We start from the raw sequence: 17,483 nt of genomic DNA, 5'->3' as shown, positions 1-17,483 counted from the left end.
CTGTTGTAAGAGCCATTGATGACCAATTTCATAGGTCCATTGTCATGCCCGATTCGACCACGCTGTCGCTGCCGTTCAACCCTGCCGGTATCGAGCTCGACCGCCGCAAAGGCCTGAGCCGTCAGCTCTACCAGGCCTTGCGCCTGCGGGTGCTCGACGGGCGCCTGGCCAGCGGCACGCGACTGCCGGCCAGTCGCGATCTGGCGGCAGCGTTGGGGATTTCCCGCAACAGTGTGGTGCGTGCCTACGATCAACTGTATGCCGAAGGTTTCATTGAAGGCCGGGTCGGGGACGGCACTTATGTGGCGCAGTTGCCGCAATCGACGACACCGGCGAAAAAATTATCCACAAAAGTATCCACAGGGTTTTCAACAGGCTTACCCACAGCCTTATCCACAATTTCGACCAATTCCACTGGGAATTTATCCAGCAAAGTTATCCACAGCGGTGCATTGCAGCGGCTTGAGCAGAACCATTTACCGACGCCACCGAGCGGTCCGCCGCGAGCATTCCGGGTCGGTGTTCCGGCATTCGATCTGTTCCCGTTCGACGTCTGGGCCAAGCTGAACGCGGCGTTCTGGCGCAAACCCGATTTGCAGCAACTGTGCTACGGCGACCCGGCGGGCGATGCGCGCCTGCGCGGTCTGATTGCCGCTTATTTGCGCAGTTCGCGCGGCCTGCAGTGTTCGGCTGAGCAAATTGTGATCACCAGTGGCGCGCAGCAGGGAATCAGCCTTTGTGCACAGTTGCTGGTGGAGCCGGGCGCCGGCGTAGGCATCGAGAATCCCGGCTATCGCGCAGCGGGTCATGCGTTCGCCTTGGCCGGCGGTCGATTGCACGGCATTGCCGTGGACGAAGAGGGCATCGACTGCGCGGCACTGGCGGCCGCCGAAGATTGTCGGGTGGCTTATGTCACGCCGTCTCATCAATACCCGACCGGGGTGGTGATGAGCCTGGCACGACGCCTCGAACTGCTGGCCTGGGCCGAGCGCACCGGCGGCTGGATCGTCGAGGACGACTACGACGGCGAGTATCGCTACACCGGCGCGCCCCTGGCTCCGCTGGCTGCGCTCGACCGCCAGGGTCGCGTGCTGTACGTCGGCACTTTTGGCAAAGTCGCGTTCCCGGCGCTGCGTCTGGGTTACCTGGTGTTGCCGCCGGGGCTGGTGGAAGCCTTTGCGCAGCGGCGCGCGGTAGATGTCCGGCATTCCGAAGTGAGCACTCAGGCGGTGATGGCCGAGTTCATGGCGGCCGGGCATTTCCAACGGCACATCCGGCGGATGCGCCGGGCAGCCCTGAGTCGGCGTAACGCCCTGATCAACGGATGGCCACACGGATTGGCGGGTGTGGGTGAACTGCCGGCGGTGTCGGCCGGACTGCATCTCACCGTGGCGGTCGACAGCGTGGCCCGTGAGCAGCAATTGATCGAACAGGCCGCCAGCGTGGAAGTGGAAGTCCACGGCCTGAGCAAGTATTGGCTGCCGGACTCGACGACGCCGCTCGATCAACGCGCCGGTCTGGTGCTGGGGTTTGCGGCGGTACCGGAGCCGGCGATCGAGTCGGCTCTGGCCCGTCTGCGTGAGGTCTGGTGCCGTTAATGGTCTTTCGGTCGCTCCTCTGGCTGTGGTTTGAGGAACAGATCGCGCACCTGCGGATCGACGATGCGCCGTAGTGCATTGTCGACGGCATCGAAGGTATTCAGTGCCTGACGGGTCTTGTCATCGAGCGTCTGCAAATAGGCATCGGAAAATTTCAGGTGGGCGATGGTGTACAACTCATCCGCATTCTTGAGCTGGTCATAGTGAAAGTGCGCCACCCACAGCGGCTTGTCGGCGTTGGTCTTGTCGAGAATCCGGTACTCCTGAAAAAAGTCCCCGCGATGTCGGGTGCGGATACGGCCGCGCGGGTCCTTGATCACCCCGACCTGCGCATTGTCGTGCAGCCAGTGGAAATAGGTTTCCCGGGGTTTGCGTTGTTTCAGCATGGTCGCGTAGGTCTCGATCCCTTCAGCGCGGGTGCGGGTTGCGCCTTCGCGCAGATTGGCGCTGAGAGAGGCGACGGGCCATGGATCCTTCTTCGCGCTTTTTCTTCGGACAATCGCCTCGTCGACGTCACTGGCCGCTTGCTTGAGTCGTTCGACTTGCTGCTCGAACATATCGCGGATGTCTGCGGGAATGCGTCCTGGCCGCTTGGCGTCCTCGCGGGTCTTTCTGTTGAAGCTGTAGATGTTCGCTTCAAGTTGCATGGCCGATGAAAGGAGGTCCTCGTCATCCGTGGGCACCTTCGGTTCGGGCCGTTGCGTGGAAAGTTTGACGAATGCGGCCTCTGTGCCGGAGTCGCTGTCCGGTGCAGGGGCAGCCTGCTCATCTACTTCGGGACGTGGACGGCTCTTGGAGACCTTCACTTTGGGCTGCGATGCAGAGGGCTGCGGCTGGGACTTTCCGGGTGCCGGTCGTTCCTCCGGTTCAGGTAGCTCCGTGGTCAGGCGTTCGCGAGCTACCGCGTGGAATTCGCCGATCAGCTCGCGCACCCTGTCGAGCCGGGCCTGGACGAATTGGCCCGGATGGGCGGCAGGCAACTGTTCCACCTGTTCGCCGAGGCTGGCGAACAGGTCGTTCCACTGCGACAAACGCTCGATACGGGCCGGTTGTCCGTCGGCGGTCACCGCGGCTTTGCTCAGCTGAATCAGCTCATGACTGGCGTCGGCTGCCGTAGCCGTAATGATCCCGATAGCGACGCGAGCGGCATTCATGGCCGCCCCCGGTTGTTCCACGACACAGCGTTCGTAGGACATGCCGATTTCATTGGCCTTGAGATCGAGCGGGCTGAAGTCCGGCAGCAGCAACTCCAGCCGTGTGGCCACTTCTCTGGCCTTGGCCGAGTGGCTGTTCAGGATTTGCAGCGAGCGGTCCAGTGTCTGCAGGTTGGCAATCATCTCGTCGCTCAACGCCGTGGCAGCGGTGGCGATATCGATCTGGCGTTTGCGCGGTACCGGTGTCTGGTGAGTCGCGCTGTCGACGAATATCTGTGTGGCCTTCGCGTACATGCGCATTTTGACCCGCAGCCACGAGCCGAAGCAGCGGTGCTGACCCAGGGTCAGGCTCATCAGCTTGGCCTGGTGAACCGAGCCGCCGCCCCCGGCCTCGCGCCAGATTTCCAGCTGGGCCAGGGCCTGGGTGTAGTCGTTGCCCAACTTTGTGGCTCGGTCCAGATAAGTGGCTGCGGAGACCTCAAATCCCGCTTCGCTGGTGTCCCGTGGAAGGGCTACCAGCGCTCGCAGCAGTTGTGTTTTCGCTTCGGTTTCCCGTGCTTCGAATTGCTCCAGCTTCGCCCAGGCGTCGTCCATGGCCTTTTTTTTGGAACGACGGAATGCCTCGATCCGGCTTTTTGGCATGCCGCCGCGCAAGCGCAGTTTCGGATCCCAGTGCCATTTTTCGGCAGTCTCGTCGTATTTCAGTGCCATGCCGATTCGTTGTGGATCGGCCGGATCGACGATGTGAACCGGCTCGTCTGCCGGGGCGAGCACTTGAAACCAGCGCGTGCCGACTTGAGCGCAGGTCTTGCCCTTTAGGGTGTACAGGTGAGTAACCGGTGAGGCTCGTTGATCGCTCAAGTCTGGTGTGGCGATCTTGAAGCGGTCGAGCATTGCAATGAACCGTGCGCTGGAGTCCGGTCGCAGCAACGTGTCCGGTGCAAGTTGAGTGAGATGCCCGACAGGCACGTCGCCGGTGGTGGTCAGCGGATCCAGCGTGACGGACGGTGGGACCTCGGGGGTGGATGGCGGGAAACCGGTTGACGCCTCGTTCTCCGGCAGCCGTTCGCCAGCCTCGTACGGCTCGCTCAGGCGCGGCAGCCACGAACGTTTGCGTCGCGCCACGACGTGTTGGGTCAGGATAATGCCGAGCGTCAGCAGGACATCGGCGGTGGATTGCCAGGTCACCAGAGTGTCGTCGCGGTCATGGGCATCGAGCGCCTGCTGGATCTGCGTGATGGTCTGCCAGACCCAGACGGCGGTGCCCGCCGCTCCGCTCATGAAGTTCGCGGCAACGCTGAAGATCGCCCAGCTGCTGTCGGCGAGAAGTGCCCAGCGTCGCTCACTGTTGGACTGCGACTGGCGGTTCGCGAGGTCCACCAATGCCTGGCTGTTTGCCGCGTATAACGCGGCGAGGATGTCGCCTTCGAGGGGCGCGTTCTCCAGTTCGAGCGGACCGGTCAGGTCCAGGTGCATGAACGGTTCGGTGGCCAGTTGCGTGACGATCCATGGCGAGGGCAGGCCGACCGGAAAGGCGTACTGCGAGTATTCGAAACTCAGTGCGGCGCTGCCCAGCCAGGCCAGGACCGAGTTGCGCAATTCGCCGGCCTGATACAGCGCATACATCAGGTTCTGCAACGAGGCGAACTGCGTCAGCGGCGTGTCCAGCAGTGGCCGGTACAACAGGCAGGGACCTTGAGCGTGGTCTCGCGGACAGATGATGAACATGTTGGCCACCACGTCCGAACGCCGGCTCAAGCGGCGGCGAGGGACAAACGCCAGTGGCCGGATGGTCACCGGATGTTCGCCTGTGGGCAGTTTGCGGCTGATGGCATCCATCAGTTGGCAGACGTAGGCATAACCGCGTTCATCGACGCCGCCCCGATGCTTGAGTTTGCACTCCAGCGCGAGCATCGGCAGGAGCGTCGGCAATTGGCTCAGGTAGCGGGTCTTGTGCGCAGCCGAGCGGATCGGGTCATCGATCAGAGCGCGTTTGATCAGTTGCGGGTAATGACCGCCGATATCGACCTTCTCCGCGATGGCGGTCAGGAAGTCCACGGTCAGCCAGGCCGGTACGGCTCGGCCATTGTCGAAAGCGATCGTGGCCTGATAGGGCGGGGCATTTTGCAGGGCGAATTCGCCCAGGGTCTCGGTTAACCGGTCAAATGGATTGGGCAGGGTGAAGCCACCGGTTTCGAAGCTGTTGGTCACGCTGATACGCAGGTGTTCCAACGGCAGGTCGGCAGCGCCCTCGGCACGTTTGTCGGCGATGATTGCTTCGCGCATACGGCGTTCGGCGTAGGGCTTGAGCAGAGGGAAGTCGTCGTCCTTGAATACGCCGGTCTCGGCGTCGTTGCGCAAGTTTGCGAGCTCGGCAATGTAGCGACTGTAGTCTTGCTGGTCATGCACAGAGCCGTCTTGCAACCAGTCGGGAATGGCCTCCTCCAGCTGGTCGAGCCGGGCTCGTTCACGCGAACTGAAATGCCCGTGGCTTTGTCGCCCGGAACTGGCGTGCGCACTGATCGACTGGCTGGCGGGATCCAGTGCTTCGATGGCGCTGAGCTGGTTGCTGATCAGCGCCTGTGCGACGGCATCGAAGATGTTTCCTTCAGGCTCGATGAGACGCCATTTCAAAGAGCGGTCGGACAACTCCGGGGCGATCCGCTGCGGGAGCGTTTCGCCCAGCCTGGTCAGCGATTCGAATGACTCATAGCCATCGGCAACGGTGTACATCAACACACGCTGCCGCTGTTTGACGGTGGCGGTCAGCACCAGCGCACCGGCAATCAGCAGGTGTGCACTGTCCTCGTCTTCGACCAGGTCGATGTCCATCAGGCAGGCCTTGAGCCCGATGTAATCGCTACTCACGGTCGAGCGTTGTTTGCGGTCGGGATGCTGCGCGACAAATTGCGCCAATGCACATTCGTCGGCGTCCCAGCCGTTGGCCGACTGCACATTCGCAGCCGAACACAGCAGATCCGACAGCTCTTGCCAGCGTGGCTGGCGATTGGCGGATTCATTCCAGTAATCGAGTTGGCGCTGCTGGTATTCGAGGAACAGAAACGGTGCGAGGTCGTTCACCAGCGAAGTGATGTCATCCATGCTTACCGGCAGCAGTATCGGCGGGATCGCTTCGGGTGTACGGGTCAGGAAGTGTTCGCCTTCGATGTAGTCGGCGGTGGTCTTGTGCAGGCAATGCTGGATAAAGGCGTGGGTCAGTGATTCGAAGGTAAAGACCCTGGCAGCGTTCCGGGCGGCGTCCGATTCACGCAGGGGCGTCGCGAGCTGGGTGCGATCCGGATCGAGGTGTTGCTCGGGATAGCTTTTGCTCAGCGCTTCGCGCAACAACGCCGAGGCGACTTGATGCATCGAGTAGCCCTGGCCGATCAGCTCGACCAGTCGACTCTGTTTCAGCAGGAGAGGGGAAACACTGGGTGCAGCAGTGGTGGCAGATTCAGTCATGGTCATGTCCACGGGGAAAACCCGGACACTAAAATCCCGGCCACGGCGCGATGCGGTACATAGATCTTGCAGGCAAAAAAAGACCCGCGAGTGCGGGTCTGTTCAGGTTGTCAGGTTTCACGTACCGGACTTGATCTTGGTCCACGCCCGGGTCCGCGCCCGTTCCGCATCGCGCGGCAACGGTTGCAGGGTGTAGAGCGTGTTCATCGCCGCATCGGTCGGGTACAGATTCGGGTTGGTGCGAATCGCCGGGTCGACCAGTTCGGTGGCGTCCTTGTTCGGGTTCGGGTAACCGACAAAATCGCTGACCGGCGCAATCACCTGCGGTTGCAGCAGGTAGTTGATGAAGGTGTAGGCGTCCTGCGGGTTCTTCGCGCCTTTGGGGATGGCAAGCATGTCGAACCAGATCGGCGCACCTTCCTTCGGCAGGCGCATGTCGACCACCACGCCATTCTTCGCCTCTTTGGCGCGGTTGGCGGCCTGCGAGAAGCTGCCCGAATAACCGACCGCAACGCAGATGTCGCCGTTGGCGATATCGGCCATGTACTTGGACGAATGGAAGTAGGTCACGTACGGGCGAATCTTCATCAGCAGCGCTTCAGCCTTGGCGTAGTCCGCCGGGTTCTTGCTGTTGGGATCCAGGCCGAGGTGTTGCAGGGCCAGCGGCAGGATCTCCGACGGCGAATCGAGCAGGGCCACACCGCATTGCTTGAGCTTGCTGATGTTCTCTTCCTTGAAGATCAGGTCCCAGCTGTCCACCGGCGCATCGTCACCCAGTGCAGCCTTGACCTTGGCCGGGTTGAAGCCGATCAGGATGGTGCCGTACATGTAGGGCACGGCGAATTTGTTGCCCGGATCGTTGGCCTCGATCAGCTTCATCAGTTTCGGATCGAGGTGGTTCCAGTTCGGTAACTGGCTGCGATCCAGCGGCTGGAATACCCCGGCCTCGATCTGCTTGGCGAGGAACACGTTGGACGGCACCACCACGTCGTAGCCGGAGTTGCCGGTCAGCAGCTTGGCTTCCAGTGCTTCGTTGGTGTCGAAGATGTCGTAGACCAGTTTGGTCTGGCTGTTCTGCGCCTTGAAATCTTCCAGTGCCTTGGGAGTGATGTAGTCGAACCAGTTGTAGACGCGCAGGGTGCGTTCTTCCGCGTGGGCGCCGCTGCTCAGCAGCGCCGCGCACAACGCCGGCGCGATGAAGTGCTTGAGTCTGCTCATTGTTCGAAGCCTTCAAGCACGTTCACCGCGTTGATGCCGATTTCTTCCACCGCGTAGCCACCTTCCATGACGAACAGGGTCGGTTTGCCGAGGGCCGCGATGCGTTTGCCCATGGCCAGGTAGTCCGGACTGTCGAGCTTGAACTGCGAGATCGGGTCGTCCTTGAAGGTATCGACACCCAGCGACACGACGATGATGTCGGCGCCGTAGTTATCGATCTCCTGGCAGGCCTGATCCAGCGCCGCGCTCCAGACGTCCCAGCCGGAACCGGCCGGCAGCGGATAGTTGAAGTTGAAGCCTTCACCGGCACCTTCGCCGCGTTCGTCTTCGTAGCCGAGGAAGAACGGGAATTCTGCTTCCGGGTGGCCGTGGATCGAAGTGAACAGCACGTCGCTGCGCTCGTAGAAAATCGATTGGGTGCCGTTGCCGTGGTGGTAGTCGACGTCGAGGATCGCGACCTTCTTGTGGCCCTGATCGAGGAACGCCTGCGCAGCGATGGCGGCGTTGTTGAGGTAGCAATAACCGCCCATCAAATCGCCGGCAGCGTGATGTCCCGGTGGACGGCACAGGGCGAAAGCGCCACGGGCGCCACGCTGGATTTCCGCTTGTGCGGTCAGCGCCACTTGGGCTGCGCTGTACGCCGCTTGCCAGGTGCCGGCTGTGATCGGCGCGCCGCCGTCGAAGCTGTAATAACCGAGCTGGCCGTGCAGGCTGGTCGGTTTGACCTGACGCAAGGTGCGCGCCGGCCAGGTGTAGGGCAGCAGGTCGCCGTCGGTGTTGAATTCGGTCCAGCGCGCCCAGGCGCCTTTGAAAAAGTCGAGGTAGTCGCGGCTGTGAATGCGCTCGATTGGCCCGAGGCCGAAATCCTTCGGTGCTTCGACCGGGCCGAGGTTTTGGTTTTTTACCCGTTGCAGCACGTGGTCGGCGCGCGACGGCATCTCGAAGCAAGGCTTGAGTTGCCCGTCGATCAATTCGCAGCGGCCATGGTGCAGGTGGTGATCGTCAGAGTAGATCGTCAGCATTTGTTGTTCTCCGCAGGGGCTGATTCGGTTGGCTCCAGTGTTGCGGCGCGGGGCGAATCGGAGAACGGCCAGAGAGGCCAAAAGGGGATCGATGTGGCCAAAAATACTGACCTGATATCGCCCCTCGACAGTTTAACCGTGTGGTCGGAACTGACTCGGCGCCACGCCGCTCCAGCGCACGAAGGCATGGCGGAAGCTCGCGGTCTCGCTGAAGCCGAGGGTTTCGGCGATGCGGTAGATCGGCAACTGATCCTCGCAAAGCATCTGCTTGGCCCGCTCGAAACGCAGTTCGTCGAGCAGCTCCTGATAACTGCAGCCCATGTCCTTCAGATGCCGGCGCAAGGTGCGCGGTGAGCAGTTCATCTGCTGCGCCAGACCTTCCAGCCCCGGCGCGGCGTTGAGTTGCGCGCTGAGCAACTGACGGATCCGCCCCAGCCACGCCTGGCGGCCGGTGAACTCGGTGTTCTGTTTGCGGCAACGCTCGGCCATGGCCTGGTGGGTGATGAGGTCGGCCAGCGGCAGCGGTTGATCGAGCCAGCGCCGGTCGAAGGCGAAGGCGTTGTCCTTGGCGCCGAAGTGCAGCGGCGCCTTGAAGTGTTCGGCGTAGCTGTCGCGGTAATCCGGCGCTGTGTGTTCGAAGCGGGCGGCCAGCAATGGCAGCGGATGACCGAGCAGGTCATCGCAGATGACTTTCAGCGACACCAGACAGAACTCGGCATTGAACACCGCCATCCCCGGGCTCTCGCGGTAATCGGCGGCGACGAACCAGACGCGCTCACCGTCATCTTCCAGGCTCAGCTCGAAAAGTGTTCCCAGCAGCGCCGGATAACGGATCGCCAGCCGCAAAGCGTCACCGAAGGTGGCACAGGTCAGCAGCGCGTAACCGAGGATGCCGTAGCAGGAAACATGCATGCGCCGGCCCAGTTCCAGGCCGATGTCATGCTTGAGCGCGACCGCGTTGGCGCAGACCTGCATCTCCTGATTGGTGGTGATGCGGGTGTCGGCCCGGCTCAGATCCGCCGCGCTGATGCCGCTGCCGGCCAGCAGTGCTTCGCTGGACAGGCCCTGATCCCGGAAGGTGTTGAGCACCAGGGAAACGGCATTGAGGGTGGTGAGGTGGGAGTGGAGCATGGGGGCGTCCCGAGCGAAATACATTTCCTTGAAAGCAAATTACATACCAGAAATTGATCTCGATTGTTTGTGGTAGTTAATGTTTGTGGTAGTTAATGTTTATGGAGACGGCCACTTTTTAGTTCGTCATATATAGGGTCATGGCTCCCGCCTGTTTAACTTAATGCGAAATAGTTATTTTGGCGACTGTCAGAAGTAACAGGTTTTTAAGTATGTGGGTGCCGTTTGTCGATTAATTGCTAATTATCTTTATTTAAGTCTTTTTGTTTGATTTGTGTTTGTCTGGGTCTACGCTAAGTTTGTAGTCGTAATGTGTGGAATGTTTCACAAAGGAGAGTAAGGAAATGAATTCGAAAAACAAAGAAGTCGAAGATCGTCGTACTTATATTGAAAACGTATTGGAAAAATACGGAAAAGGAAGGAATCCTGTAGGTGAGGGGAGCATGAAAGGGACGCTGGATGACCAGCCTTTTGAATCTGAGGCCGACTCATGGGTGGAACATTCAGACAAAAACGGAAATAGGTTACTGCTCCTGTTCAAGAGCAATCACTCCGGTATTAATCTGGAGGTCGATCAATCAGCTTTATCCTCGGATATGTATGATTTTCGTATGGGTTATGGTGATTTTTTTAATTCTGTTTTTGATAATGATCCCAGCCGTTGGCATGCGGACACAGCAAGGTTTTCAGGTGTGTCCTTTGACGCCAGCACAGGAAGGCTTCAGTGCGACGTTGATGCGACTCTTTGGCGCGGTGATCCTCCGAATCAGGAAACAGCAAAATTAAAGGCAAAACTCCTTGTGGTTAAACCTGTGAAATAGTCGATACCCTCCATCGCAGTACGGGGTGGTATTGCCGATCATCATTGGTCTAGGCGCTGATTCACTGTAACAGCAGCACAGCAACCTTGGTCAATTGCACGGTGGGTTGTAGTTAAACGCGGCCGGCAGGGAAGTAGCTTTCACGACGCCGCCCTGATGCTCCAGGCGTTTGAACGGACGACGGCGGAAACTGCGCACTTTCGCGTAACGGGTCGGCACCAGCAGGTATTTGTTTTATAAGCTCTATATATAAACTCACTTCTATTAGGGATTGCATAATGGATAATTCAATGGGATTAAAAATCACACTTGATGATTTCAAAAATCTAAAGGCCGGTACTGCAACTGGAAGCCTTTCTGTTCTAATTGATGGTTTTAATGTACCCATGCAGGTGCGCGCAGGCAGTGTCGGAGAAAACATGTTTTTCGAGTTTGAAAGCTCCAGGAAAACGACCGTTATAATGATCGGTGTCAATAAAAAATGTCTAGGGCAGGTTGTCGAAGTTCCTGGATTTTTTCTTTACTTTAAGGGCGAGGATACCGGTTGGACAGCGGACAAAGGCAGTTTGATCATTCGTGAAGATGAAACAAGTTTGAATTACAGTATTTACTTTGATGCTACTGCAACACAGCAGTCGGTTCGGCTCAGCTACGGCGTCGCCCATATAGGGTTTAGGTAGTGTTTTATTAATGCTGCTAAATTGTGGAGGGGGAAGGTTTTTCTGAAAAAGAGTGTTGTGCATTTTCGATAAAAATGGTGTTTCGATATGGGTGTAAATCTACTTTACTTCTTCCGGATGTATTTTATTCCTCCCGTCGCGGTATGACGGGGGGAATTATTTGAAGGTTTAAATCAGTTCGCCGCACAGGTCTAGCTCGACCAGTCGCCGCACTTCAGCTGTCTCAAGACCCGCACCGAGCAATCCGTTCAACTTGCCGAACGCTGCTTCGCGAGTCATGCCGCCACCGGACAGCACGCCTACACCACGCAAACGGCTGCCGGCTTCATACACATCCAGTTCCACACCGCCTTCATGGCACTGCGTGACCGCAACCACGACCACGCCGTTATCCCGCGCCCGGCCGAGGCTGGCGAGGAATTGCGGGTTGTCGCTCGGCCCGGTGCCGCTGCCGTAGCATTCCAGCACCAGACCCTGAATGCCGCTGTCGAGCAGGCCGTCGATGATCTCGGCGCCGATGCCCGGGAACAACGGCAACACGGCAACCTTGGCCAGTTGCTTGGGCTGGTTGTAGTTCAGCGCGGCCGGCAGGGAAGTGGCTTTCACGCCGCCGCCCTGACGCTCCAGGCGTTTGAACGGATGACGGCCGAAGCTGCGCACTTTCGCGCAACGGGTCGGGGCCAACAGTTCGCCGTGGAAATACAGATGCACGCCCGGCGCCAGGCCGTGGCCGAGGGCGACCAGTGCGCCGCTGAGGTTTTCCCAGGCGTCGCTGTCGGTGACGCCGGCCGGCAGCATCGAACCGGTGAAGCACACGCGGGCATGCAGGCCGAGCAACTGGAAGCTCATGGCGGCGGCGCTGTAGGCCAGGGTGTCGGTGCCGTGCAGGATCAGCACGCTGTCGCAGCCTTGCACATCGACGGCGTCGACCACCGCTTCACGCAGTTGCTGCCAGTAGGCCGGGGTCATGTTGGCGCTGTCGATCAGCGGCGACATCTCGCGAAAGCGCCACTGCGGCACCACCAGCTCAGGCTGGCTGTGCAGGTAATCGCGCATCCGCGCTTCGAAACCGGACGCCGGGGCCAGGCCATTGGCGCTGGCCTGCATGCCGATGGTGCCACCGGTGTACAGCACCATGACGTGCTGGGCGGCAGGGTAGGTCGAGGAATTCATGGGGAGTTCTCCTGAACGAGGACAGCATGCGGTCGAGCATGACGCCGACCGCTGCTTGTGTCACGCCGGGCGCAAGACCTGCGCCCGGTTTTTACCCGATCAGCGTTGCGCTGCGGGGATGCCTTGCGGCTGAGGGTCAGCCTGAGTGTCGGCCGACGGATTGGCCGGCCAGGCTTTCAGGTCCAGGTCCAGATCGCTGAACTTACTGGAGTCGAACACCGGCTGGCTGACGCCTGCGCGGCGCTGCGCGTCGTAGTCGCGCATCACGCGCATGCCGACCTTGAACAGCATGGCCAGGGCCACCAGGTTGACGAAGGCCAGGCAGGTCATGGTGATGTCGGCGAAGGCGAACACGGTCGACAGGTCCTGCATCGAACCCCAGACCACCAGCGCCAGCACCAGACCGCGGAAGGTCATCAGCGCAGCGCGGTTGCGGGTGAGGAACTGCAGGCTGTTTTCGCCCAGGTAGTAGTTGTAGAGGATGCAAGTGAAGACGAACAGCGACAGTGCGACGCTGACGAACATGCGGCCCCAGTCACCGACCACGGCGGCCAGCGAGTTCTGGGTCAGGACGATGCCGTCACCTTCGAAGCCCGGGGTGTAGAAGCCCGACAGCAGGATCAGCAGCGCGGTGCAGGTGCAGATCACGAAGGTGTCGAGGAACACGCTGAACGCCTGAACCACGCCTTGAGCGCCCGGGTGCTTCACGGCAGCCACGGCGGCGACGTTCGGCGCACTGCCCAGGCCCGCTTCGTTGGCGAACACGCCACGCTTCACGCCCATCACGATTGCGCTGCCGAGCAGGCCGCCGAAGGCCGGGTCGAGACCGAAGGCGCTCTTGAAGATGGTTTCCAGCATGGCTGGCACGTGTTCGATCTGGGTGCCGATCACGTACAGGGTCACGCCGATGTAGGCCAGGGTCTTGATCGGAACCAGCAGGTCGGACACCGAAGCGATGCGCTTGATGCCGCCGATGAAGGTAATGGCCAGCAGCACTGCCAGGACGATACCGGTGTGTTGCGGATCAAAGGCAAAGGCGTTCTGCAGCGAGTGGGTCACGGTGTAGGACTGCAGGCCGATGAAGGCGAAGCCGTAAGTGACCAGCAACAGGATCGAGAACACCACCGCCATGCCTTTGAGCTTCAGGCCGTGCTGGATGTAGTAAGCCGGACCGCCACGGTACAGGCCGTCGCCATCGGCGCGCTTGTAGACCTGGGCCAGCGTACATTCGAAGAAGCTGCTGGACATGCCGACCAGAGCGGTCACCCACATCCAGAACACTGCACCCGGACCACCGAGGGTCACGGCGATGCCGACACCGGCGATGTTGCCTGCACCGACGCGGCCGGCGAGGCTGAGCATCAGGGCCTGGAACGAGCTGAGTTGACCGGCGCTGCCTTTGAGGCTGTCGCGGAACACCGCGAACATGTGGAAGAAGTGGCGCAATTGAACGAAACGCGAGCGAATCGTGAAGTAGCTACCGAGCCCGACAATGAGCACGATCAGTACTTTCCCTGAGAGGAAGTCGTTGATGACTTCGAGCATGGATTTTTCCTCGCTGTTTATTGTGTAAGCAAATGCTGGATGGTCGGAAACATCGCGTTACACCGGTGTGCGCGCGGCACAACAGGCGAGGCGAGGGTTTCGTCCCGGATCCATATCGCGGGTTTGTTATTAGTTCGGGTTTCGCATGGGTTATGGCCTCGTTACCGACGACCGCTCACGCGAAGAGGGGCGGCACTATACCGATCAGTGCGGCGCCCGTCTGCACGGTTGTGGTGCAAGCGACGAAACGAGGCTTTGAAACACCCGACGTTACCGGCGTCGGGTTTGTGTGAAAGCTGATTTGCGGTCAGCTTCCATACATACGGTTCTCAGGTTCAAACAGTTAAAAAAAAGGGCTCGGGGAATCATCCCCAAGCCCTCAAAAGGTGAGAGGTGTCTAGTCCCTCGACCTGGTGAGCGGTGCTACAAGTAACGCGTCGGATCAGGCCTTCAGAGGCACCAGACGCGGAGCAATCATGTTTTCCGGGCGCAGGATGTCGGCGAGCATGGCTTCGTCGAGCAGACCTTCTTCGCGCACCAGTTCCAGCACGCCGCGGCCGCTTTCAAGGGCGATACGGGCGATGCGGGTGGCGTTTTTGTAGCCGATGTACGGGTTCAGTGCGGTGACCAGACCGATCGAGTGTTCGACCAGTTCGCGGCAGCGCGCTTCGTTGGCGGTGATGCCGACGATGCAGTGCTCGCGCAGCATGTCCATGGCGCGTTGCAGCAGGCGGATCGAGTCGAGGATCTTGAAAGCGATCAGCGGCTCCATCACGTTCAGTTGCAGTTGGCCGCCTTCGGCTGCCATGGTCAGCGCCAGATCGTTACCGATGACCTGGAAAGCCACCTGGTTCACGGCTTCCGGGATAACCGGGTTGACCTTGCCTGGCATGATCGAGCTGCCTGGCTGACGCGCCGGCAGGTTGATTTCGTTAATGCCGGTACGCGGGCCGCTGGACAGCAGGCGCAGGTCGTTGCAGATCTTCGACAGCTTGACCGCGGTGCGCTTGAGCATGCCGGAGAACAGCACGAAGGCGCCCATGTCGGAGGTGGCTTCGATCAGGTCGGCGGCTGGAACCAGCGGTTGACCGCTGATCAGCGCCAGGCGCTGTACGGCCAGGGCCTGATAACGCGGGTCGGCGTTGATGCCGGTACCGATCGCGGTGCCGCCCAGGTTCACTTCGGTCAGCAGCTCCGGGGCCAGCGTCTTCAGACGGGCCAGGTCTTCGCCCATGGTGGTGGCGAAAGCGCGGAACTCTTGACCCAGGGTCATCGGCACGGCGTCTTGCAGCTGGGTACGACCCATCTTCAGGACGTGGTTGAATTCTTCACCCTTGGCCGCGAATGCCTGAATCAGGCTGTCGAGGCTGGCCAGCAGCGCGTCGTGACCCAGCAGCAGACCCAGGCGGATCGCGGTCGGGTAGGCGTCGTTGGTCGACTGCGCCATGTTCACGTCGTCGTTCGGGTGCAGGTACTGGTACTCGCCTTTCTGGTGACCCATCGCTTCAAGAGCAATGTTGGCGATCACTTCGTTGGCGTTCATGTTGGTGGAGGTACCGGCGCCACCTTGAATCATGTCGACCACGAACTCTTCGTGGAAATCGCCGCGGATCAGACGGGCACAGGCTTCGCTGATGGCAGCGTGCTTGGCTTCGCTCAGGTGACCTAGCTCGCGGTTGGCGTCAGCGGCGGCCTGTTTGACCATCGCCAGACCGACAACCAGCTTCGGGTAGTGCGAAATCGGAACGCCCGAGAGGCGGAAGTTGTTCACCGCTCGCAGGGTCTGGATGCCGTAATACGCTTGAGCAGGGACTTCGAGGGTGCCAAGCAGGTCGTTTTCTGTGCGGAATGATGCAGCGGAGGACATGATAGAAATCATCTCGATATGGACCCGGTCTGTGCCGGAACGCTGCGAATGCTAGGCTTGTGGGAATTTTTGGGCCAATGCTGTTAAACACTGCCCTATGCACATTCGGCATAATGCTCGTGTGACGCCGCGTGCGCGGCAGACGTGTGACCTGTTTTGGTGCGTGTCCGGGAGGACGTGATGAATCTGGAAAGCAAATGGCTCGAGGACTTCAGTGCTCTGGCCGCCACCCGCAGCTTCTCGCAGGCGGCCGAACGGCGCTTCGTGACCCAGCCGGCGTTCAGTCGGCGGATCCGCAGCCTGGAAGCGGCGCTGGGCCTGACGCTGGTCAACCGCTCGCGTACGCCGATCGAGCTGACGGCGGCGGGGCAACTGTTCCTGGTGACCGCGCGCACGGTGGTCGAACAGCTCGGTGAAGTGTTGCGTCATCTTCATCATCTGGAAGGCGGGCAGGGCGAAGTGATCCAGGTCGCGGCGGCGCATTCACTGGCGCTTGGTTTCTTCCCGCGCTGGATCGCGCAATTGCGCAACGAGGGTCTGAACATCGCCACCCGGCTGGTGGCGACCAACGTTGGCGACGCGGTTCACGCGCTGCGTGAAGGTGGCTGCGATTTGATGTTGGCGTTCTACGACCCGGACGCGGCGATGCAGATGGACCCGGAGATCTTCCCGTCGCTGCACCTGGGCCAGACCGAAATGCTTCCGGTGTGCGCGGCCGATGCCAATGGCAAGCCGCTGTTCGATCTGGAAGGCGAGGGCAGTGTGCCGTTGCTGGCGTACAGCGCCGGGGCGTTTCTCGGACGCTCCGTGAACGGCTTGCTGCGTCAGCGTCAGCTGCGCTTCACCACGATCTATGAAACGGCCATGGCCGACAGCCTGAAAAGCATGGCGCTGGAAGGCCTCGGCATTGCCTGGGTGCCGCAACTGAGCGTGCGCGCCGAACTGGCCCGGGGCGAGCTGGTAGTTTGTGGCGGCCCGCAATGGCATGTACCGCTGGAGATTCGCCTGTACCGCTGTGCGCTGGTGCGCAAGGCCAATGTGCGGTTGTTGTGGCGCAAGCTGGAAGGCGGTGCGGCGCAAGGTCCGGCCGGTGCGTGAAACATGTCCCGGCCACTGACCTTCGAGTCAATAAAACCGGGCTTTTGCGGCAGATGACAGATGGTCGCAACGGGGGCTGTTTATTGCTTTCTTTGCGGTATACTGCGCGGCCTTCGGCCGGTTCGTCCGGCCATTTTTCCTACAACAAGCCACGCATCCTGCGTGGCTTGTTGTTTTTGACGCGCCTGCGGGCGCCCAGAGAGAAGAGGCGCGACGATGAGTGCACTGGTTGGCGTGATCATGGGCTCCAAGTCCGATTGGTCCACCCTTAGCCACACCGCCGATATGCTGGAAAAGCTCGGCATCCCTTACGAGGTCAAGGTGGTTTCCGCCCACCGCACCCCGGATCTGCTGTTCCAGTACGCCGAAGAGGCTGAAGGCCGCGGCATCGAGGTGATCATCGCCGGTGCCGGTGGCGCAGCCCACCTGCCAGGCATGTGTGCGGCCAAGACCCACCTGCCGGTGCTGGGCGTACCGGTGCAGTCGGCGATGCTCTCGGGCGTCGACTCGCTGCTGTCGATCGTGCAGATGCCGGCCGGTATTCCGGTTGCCACCCTGGCCATCGGCAAGGCCGGTGCGATCAACGCAGCCCTGCTGTCGGCGAGCATCCTGGGCGCCAAGCATCCACAATTCCACGCGGTACTGAAAACCTTCCGTGCCGAGCAGACAGACAGCGTCCTGGACAATCCAGACCCACGTATTGCCTGAGGTTGT

12 protein-coding genes are annotated in these 17,483 nt (G+C 60.5%); 5 read left to right on the top strand and 7 right to left on the bottom strand.

Annotation, left to right across the window (positions count from 1 at the left end; genetic code table 11):
* The first annotated feature begins 44 nt into the window (after window positions 1-44).
* Window positions 45-1,598: a MocR-like pyridoxine biosynthesis transcription factor PdxR gene (gene pdxR / locus AC0R79_RS00625; RefSeq protein ID WP_474732745.1), complete on the top strand. Its 1,554-nt coding sequence runs from the start codon at window positions 45-47 to the stop codon at window positions 1,596-1,598.
* Here pdxR and AC0R79_RS00620 read toward each other — a convergent pair.
* From AC0R79_RS00620 to AC0R79_RS00605, 4 genes are all read right to left on the bottom strand, one after another.
* Window positions 1,595-6,214, bottom strand: a complete 4,620-nt coding sequence (locus AC0R79_RS00620; RefSeq protein ID WP_474732743.1) for a dermonecrotic toxin domain-containing protein — start codon at window positions 6,212-6,214, stop codon at window positions 1,595-1,597. The two genes, pdxR and AC0R79_RS00620, sit on opposite strands and share 4 nt — an antisense overlap.
* A 117-nt stretch (window positions 6,215-6,331) precedes the next feature.
* Entirely contained in the window at window positions 6,332-7,432 is a 1,101-nt protein-coding gene (locus tag AC0R79_RS00615) for a polyamine ABC transporter substrate-binding protein (RefSeq protein WP_375744560.1), read from the bottom strand.
* The gene (locus AC0R79_RS00610; RefSeq protein ID WP_007954279.1) at window positions 7,429-8,454 is read right to left on the bottom strand and encodes a histone deacetylase family protein; all 1,026 of its coding nucleotides are present in this window, start codon (window positions 8,452-8,454) and stop codon (window positions 7,429-7,431) included. The genes AC0R79_RS00615 and AC0R79_RS00610 overlap by 4 nt, the downstream gene beginning before the upstream one ends.
* A 132-nt stretch (window positions 8,455-8,586) precedes the next feature.
* Window positions 8,587-9,585: an AraC family transcriptional regulator gene (locus AC0R79_RS00605; protein ID WP_127800709.1), complete on the bottom strand. Its 999-nt coding sequence runs from the start codon at window positions 9,583-9,585 to the stop codon at window positions 8,587-8,589.
* A 344-nt stretch (window positions 9,586-9,929) separates the two neighbouring features.
* Here AC0R79_RS00605 and AC0R79_RS00600 point away from each other — a divergent pair, with 344 nt between their 5' ends.
* Both AC0R79_RS00600 and AC0R79_RS00595 read left to right on the top strand, forming a co-directional pair.
* Window positions 9,930-10,406 carry a hypothetical protein gene (locus AC0R79_RS00600; RefSeq protein ID WP_127800707.1) on the top strand — a complete coding sequence of 159 codons (477 nt, stop codon included), beginning with the start codon at window positions 9,930-9,932 and terminating at the stop codon, window positions 10,404-10,406.
* 278 nt (window positions 10,407-10,684) lie between these two features.
* Window positions 10,685-11,086: a hypothetical protein gene (locus tag AC0R79_RS00595; RefSeq protein WP_127800705.1), complete on the top strand. Its 402-nt coding sequence runs from the start codon at window positions 10,685-10,687 to the stop codon at window positions 11,084-11,086.
* A 168-nt stretch (window positions 11,087-11,254) separates the two neighbouring features.
* On the opposite strand, the gene AC0R79_RS00590 is transcribed toward AC0R79_RS00595, so the two are convergent.
* The 3 genes from AC0R79_RS00590 to aspA form a co-directional block, all read right to left on the bottom strand.
* The gene (locus AC0R79_RS00590) at window positions 11,255-12,259 is read right to left on the bottom strand and encodes an asparaginase (protein ID WP_127800703.1); all 1,005 of its coding nucleotides are present in this window, start codon (window positions 12,257-12,259) and stop codon (window positions 11,255-11,257) included.
* 99 nt (window positions 12,260-12,358) lie between these two features.
* The gene (locus tag AC0R79_RS00585; RefSeq protein WP_127800701.1) at window positions 12,359-13,804 is read right to left on the bottom strand and encodes an alanine/glycine:cation symporter family protein; all 1,446 of its coding nucleotides are present in this window, start codon (window positions 13,802-13,804) and stop codon (window positions 12,359-12,361) included.
* 442 nt (window positions 13,805-14,246) lie between these two features.
* Complete coding sequence (gene aspA, locus AC0R79_RS00580) at window positions 14,247-15,671, bottom strand: aspartate ammonia-lyase (protein WP_039765095.1); 1,425 nt, start codon at window positions 15,669-15,671, stop codon at window positions 14,247-14,249.
* 180 nt (window positions 15,672-15,851) lie between these two features.
* On the opposite strand from aspA, the gene AC0R79_RS00575 reads away from it, so the two are divergent.
* Window positions 15,852-16,769, top strand: a complete 918-nt coding sequence (locus AC0R79_RS00575) for a LysR substrate-binding domain-containing protein (protein ID WP_007954288.1) — start codon at window positions 15,852-15,854, stop codon at window positions 16,767-16,769.
* Between the two features lie 216 nt (window positions 16,770-16,985).
* Window positions 16,986-17,477 (top strand): 5-(carboxyamino)imidazole ribonucleotide mutase, encoded by a 492-nt coding sequence (gene purE, locus AC0R79_RS00570; protein ID WP_007954291.1) that lies wholly within the window; start codon window positions 16,986-16,988, stop codon window positions 17,475-17,477.
* Window positions 17,478-17,483 lie beyond the last annotated feature (6 nt).

It is taken from the genome of Pseudomonas sp. HD57-3 (genome assembly GCF_056113135.1).
This window is presented reverse-complemented; position numbering and strand designations above follow the sequence as displayed.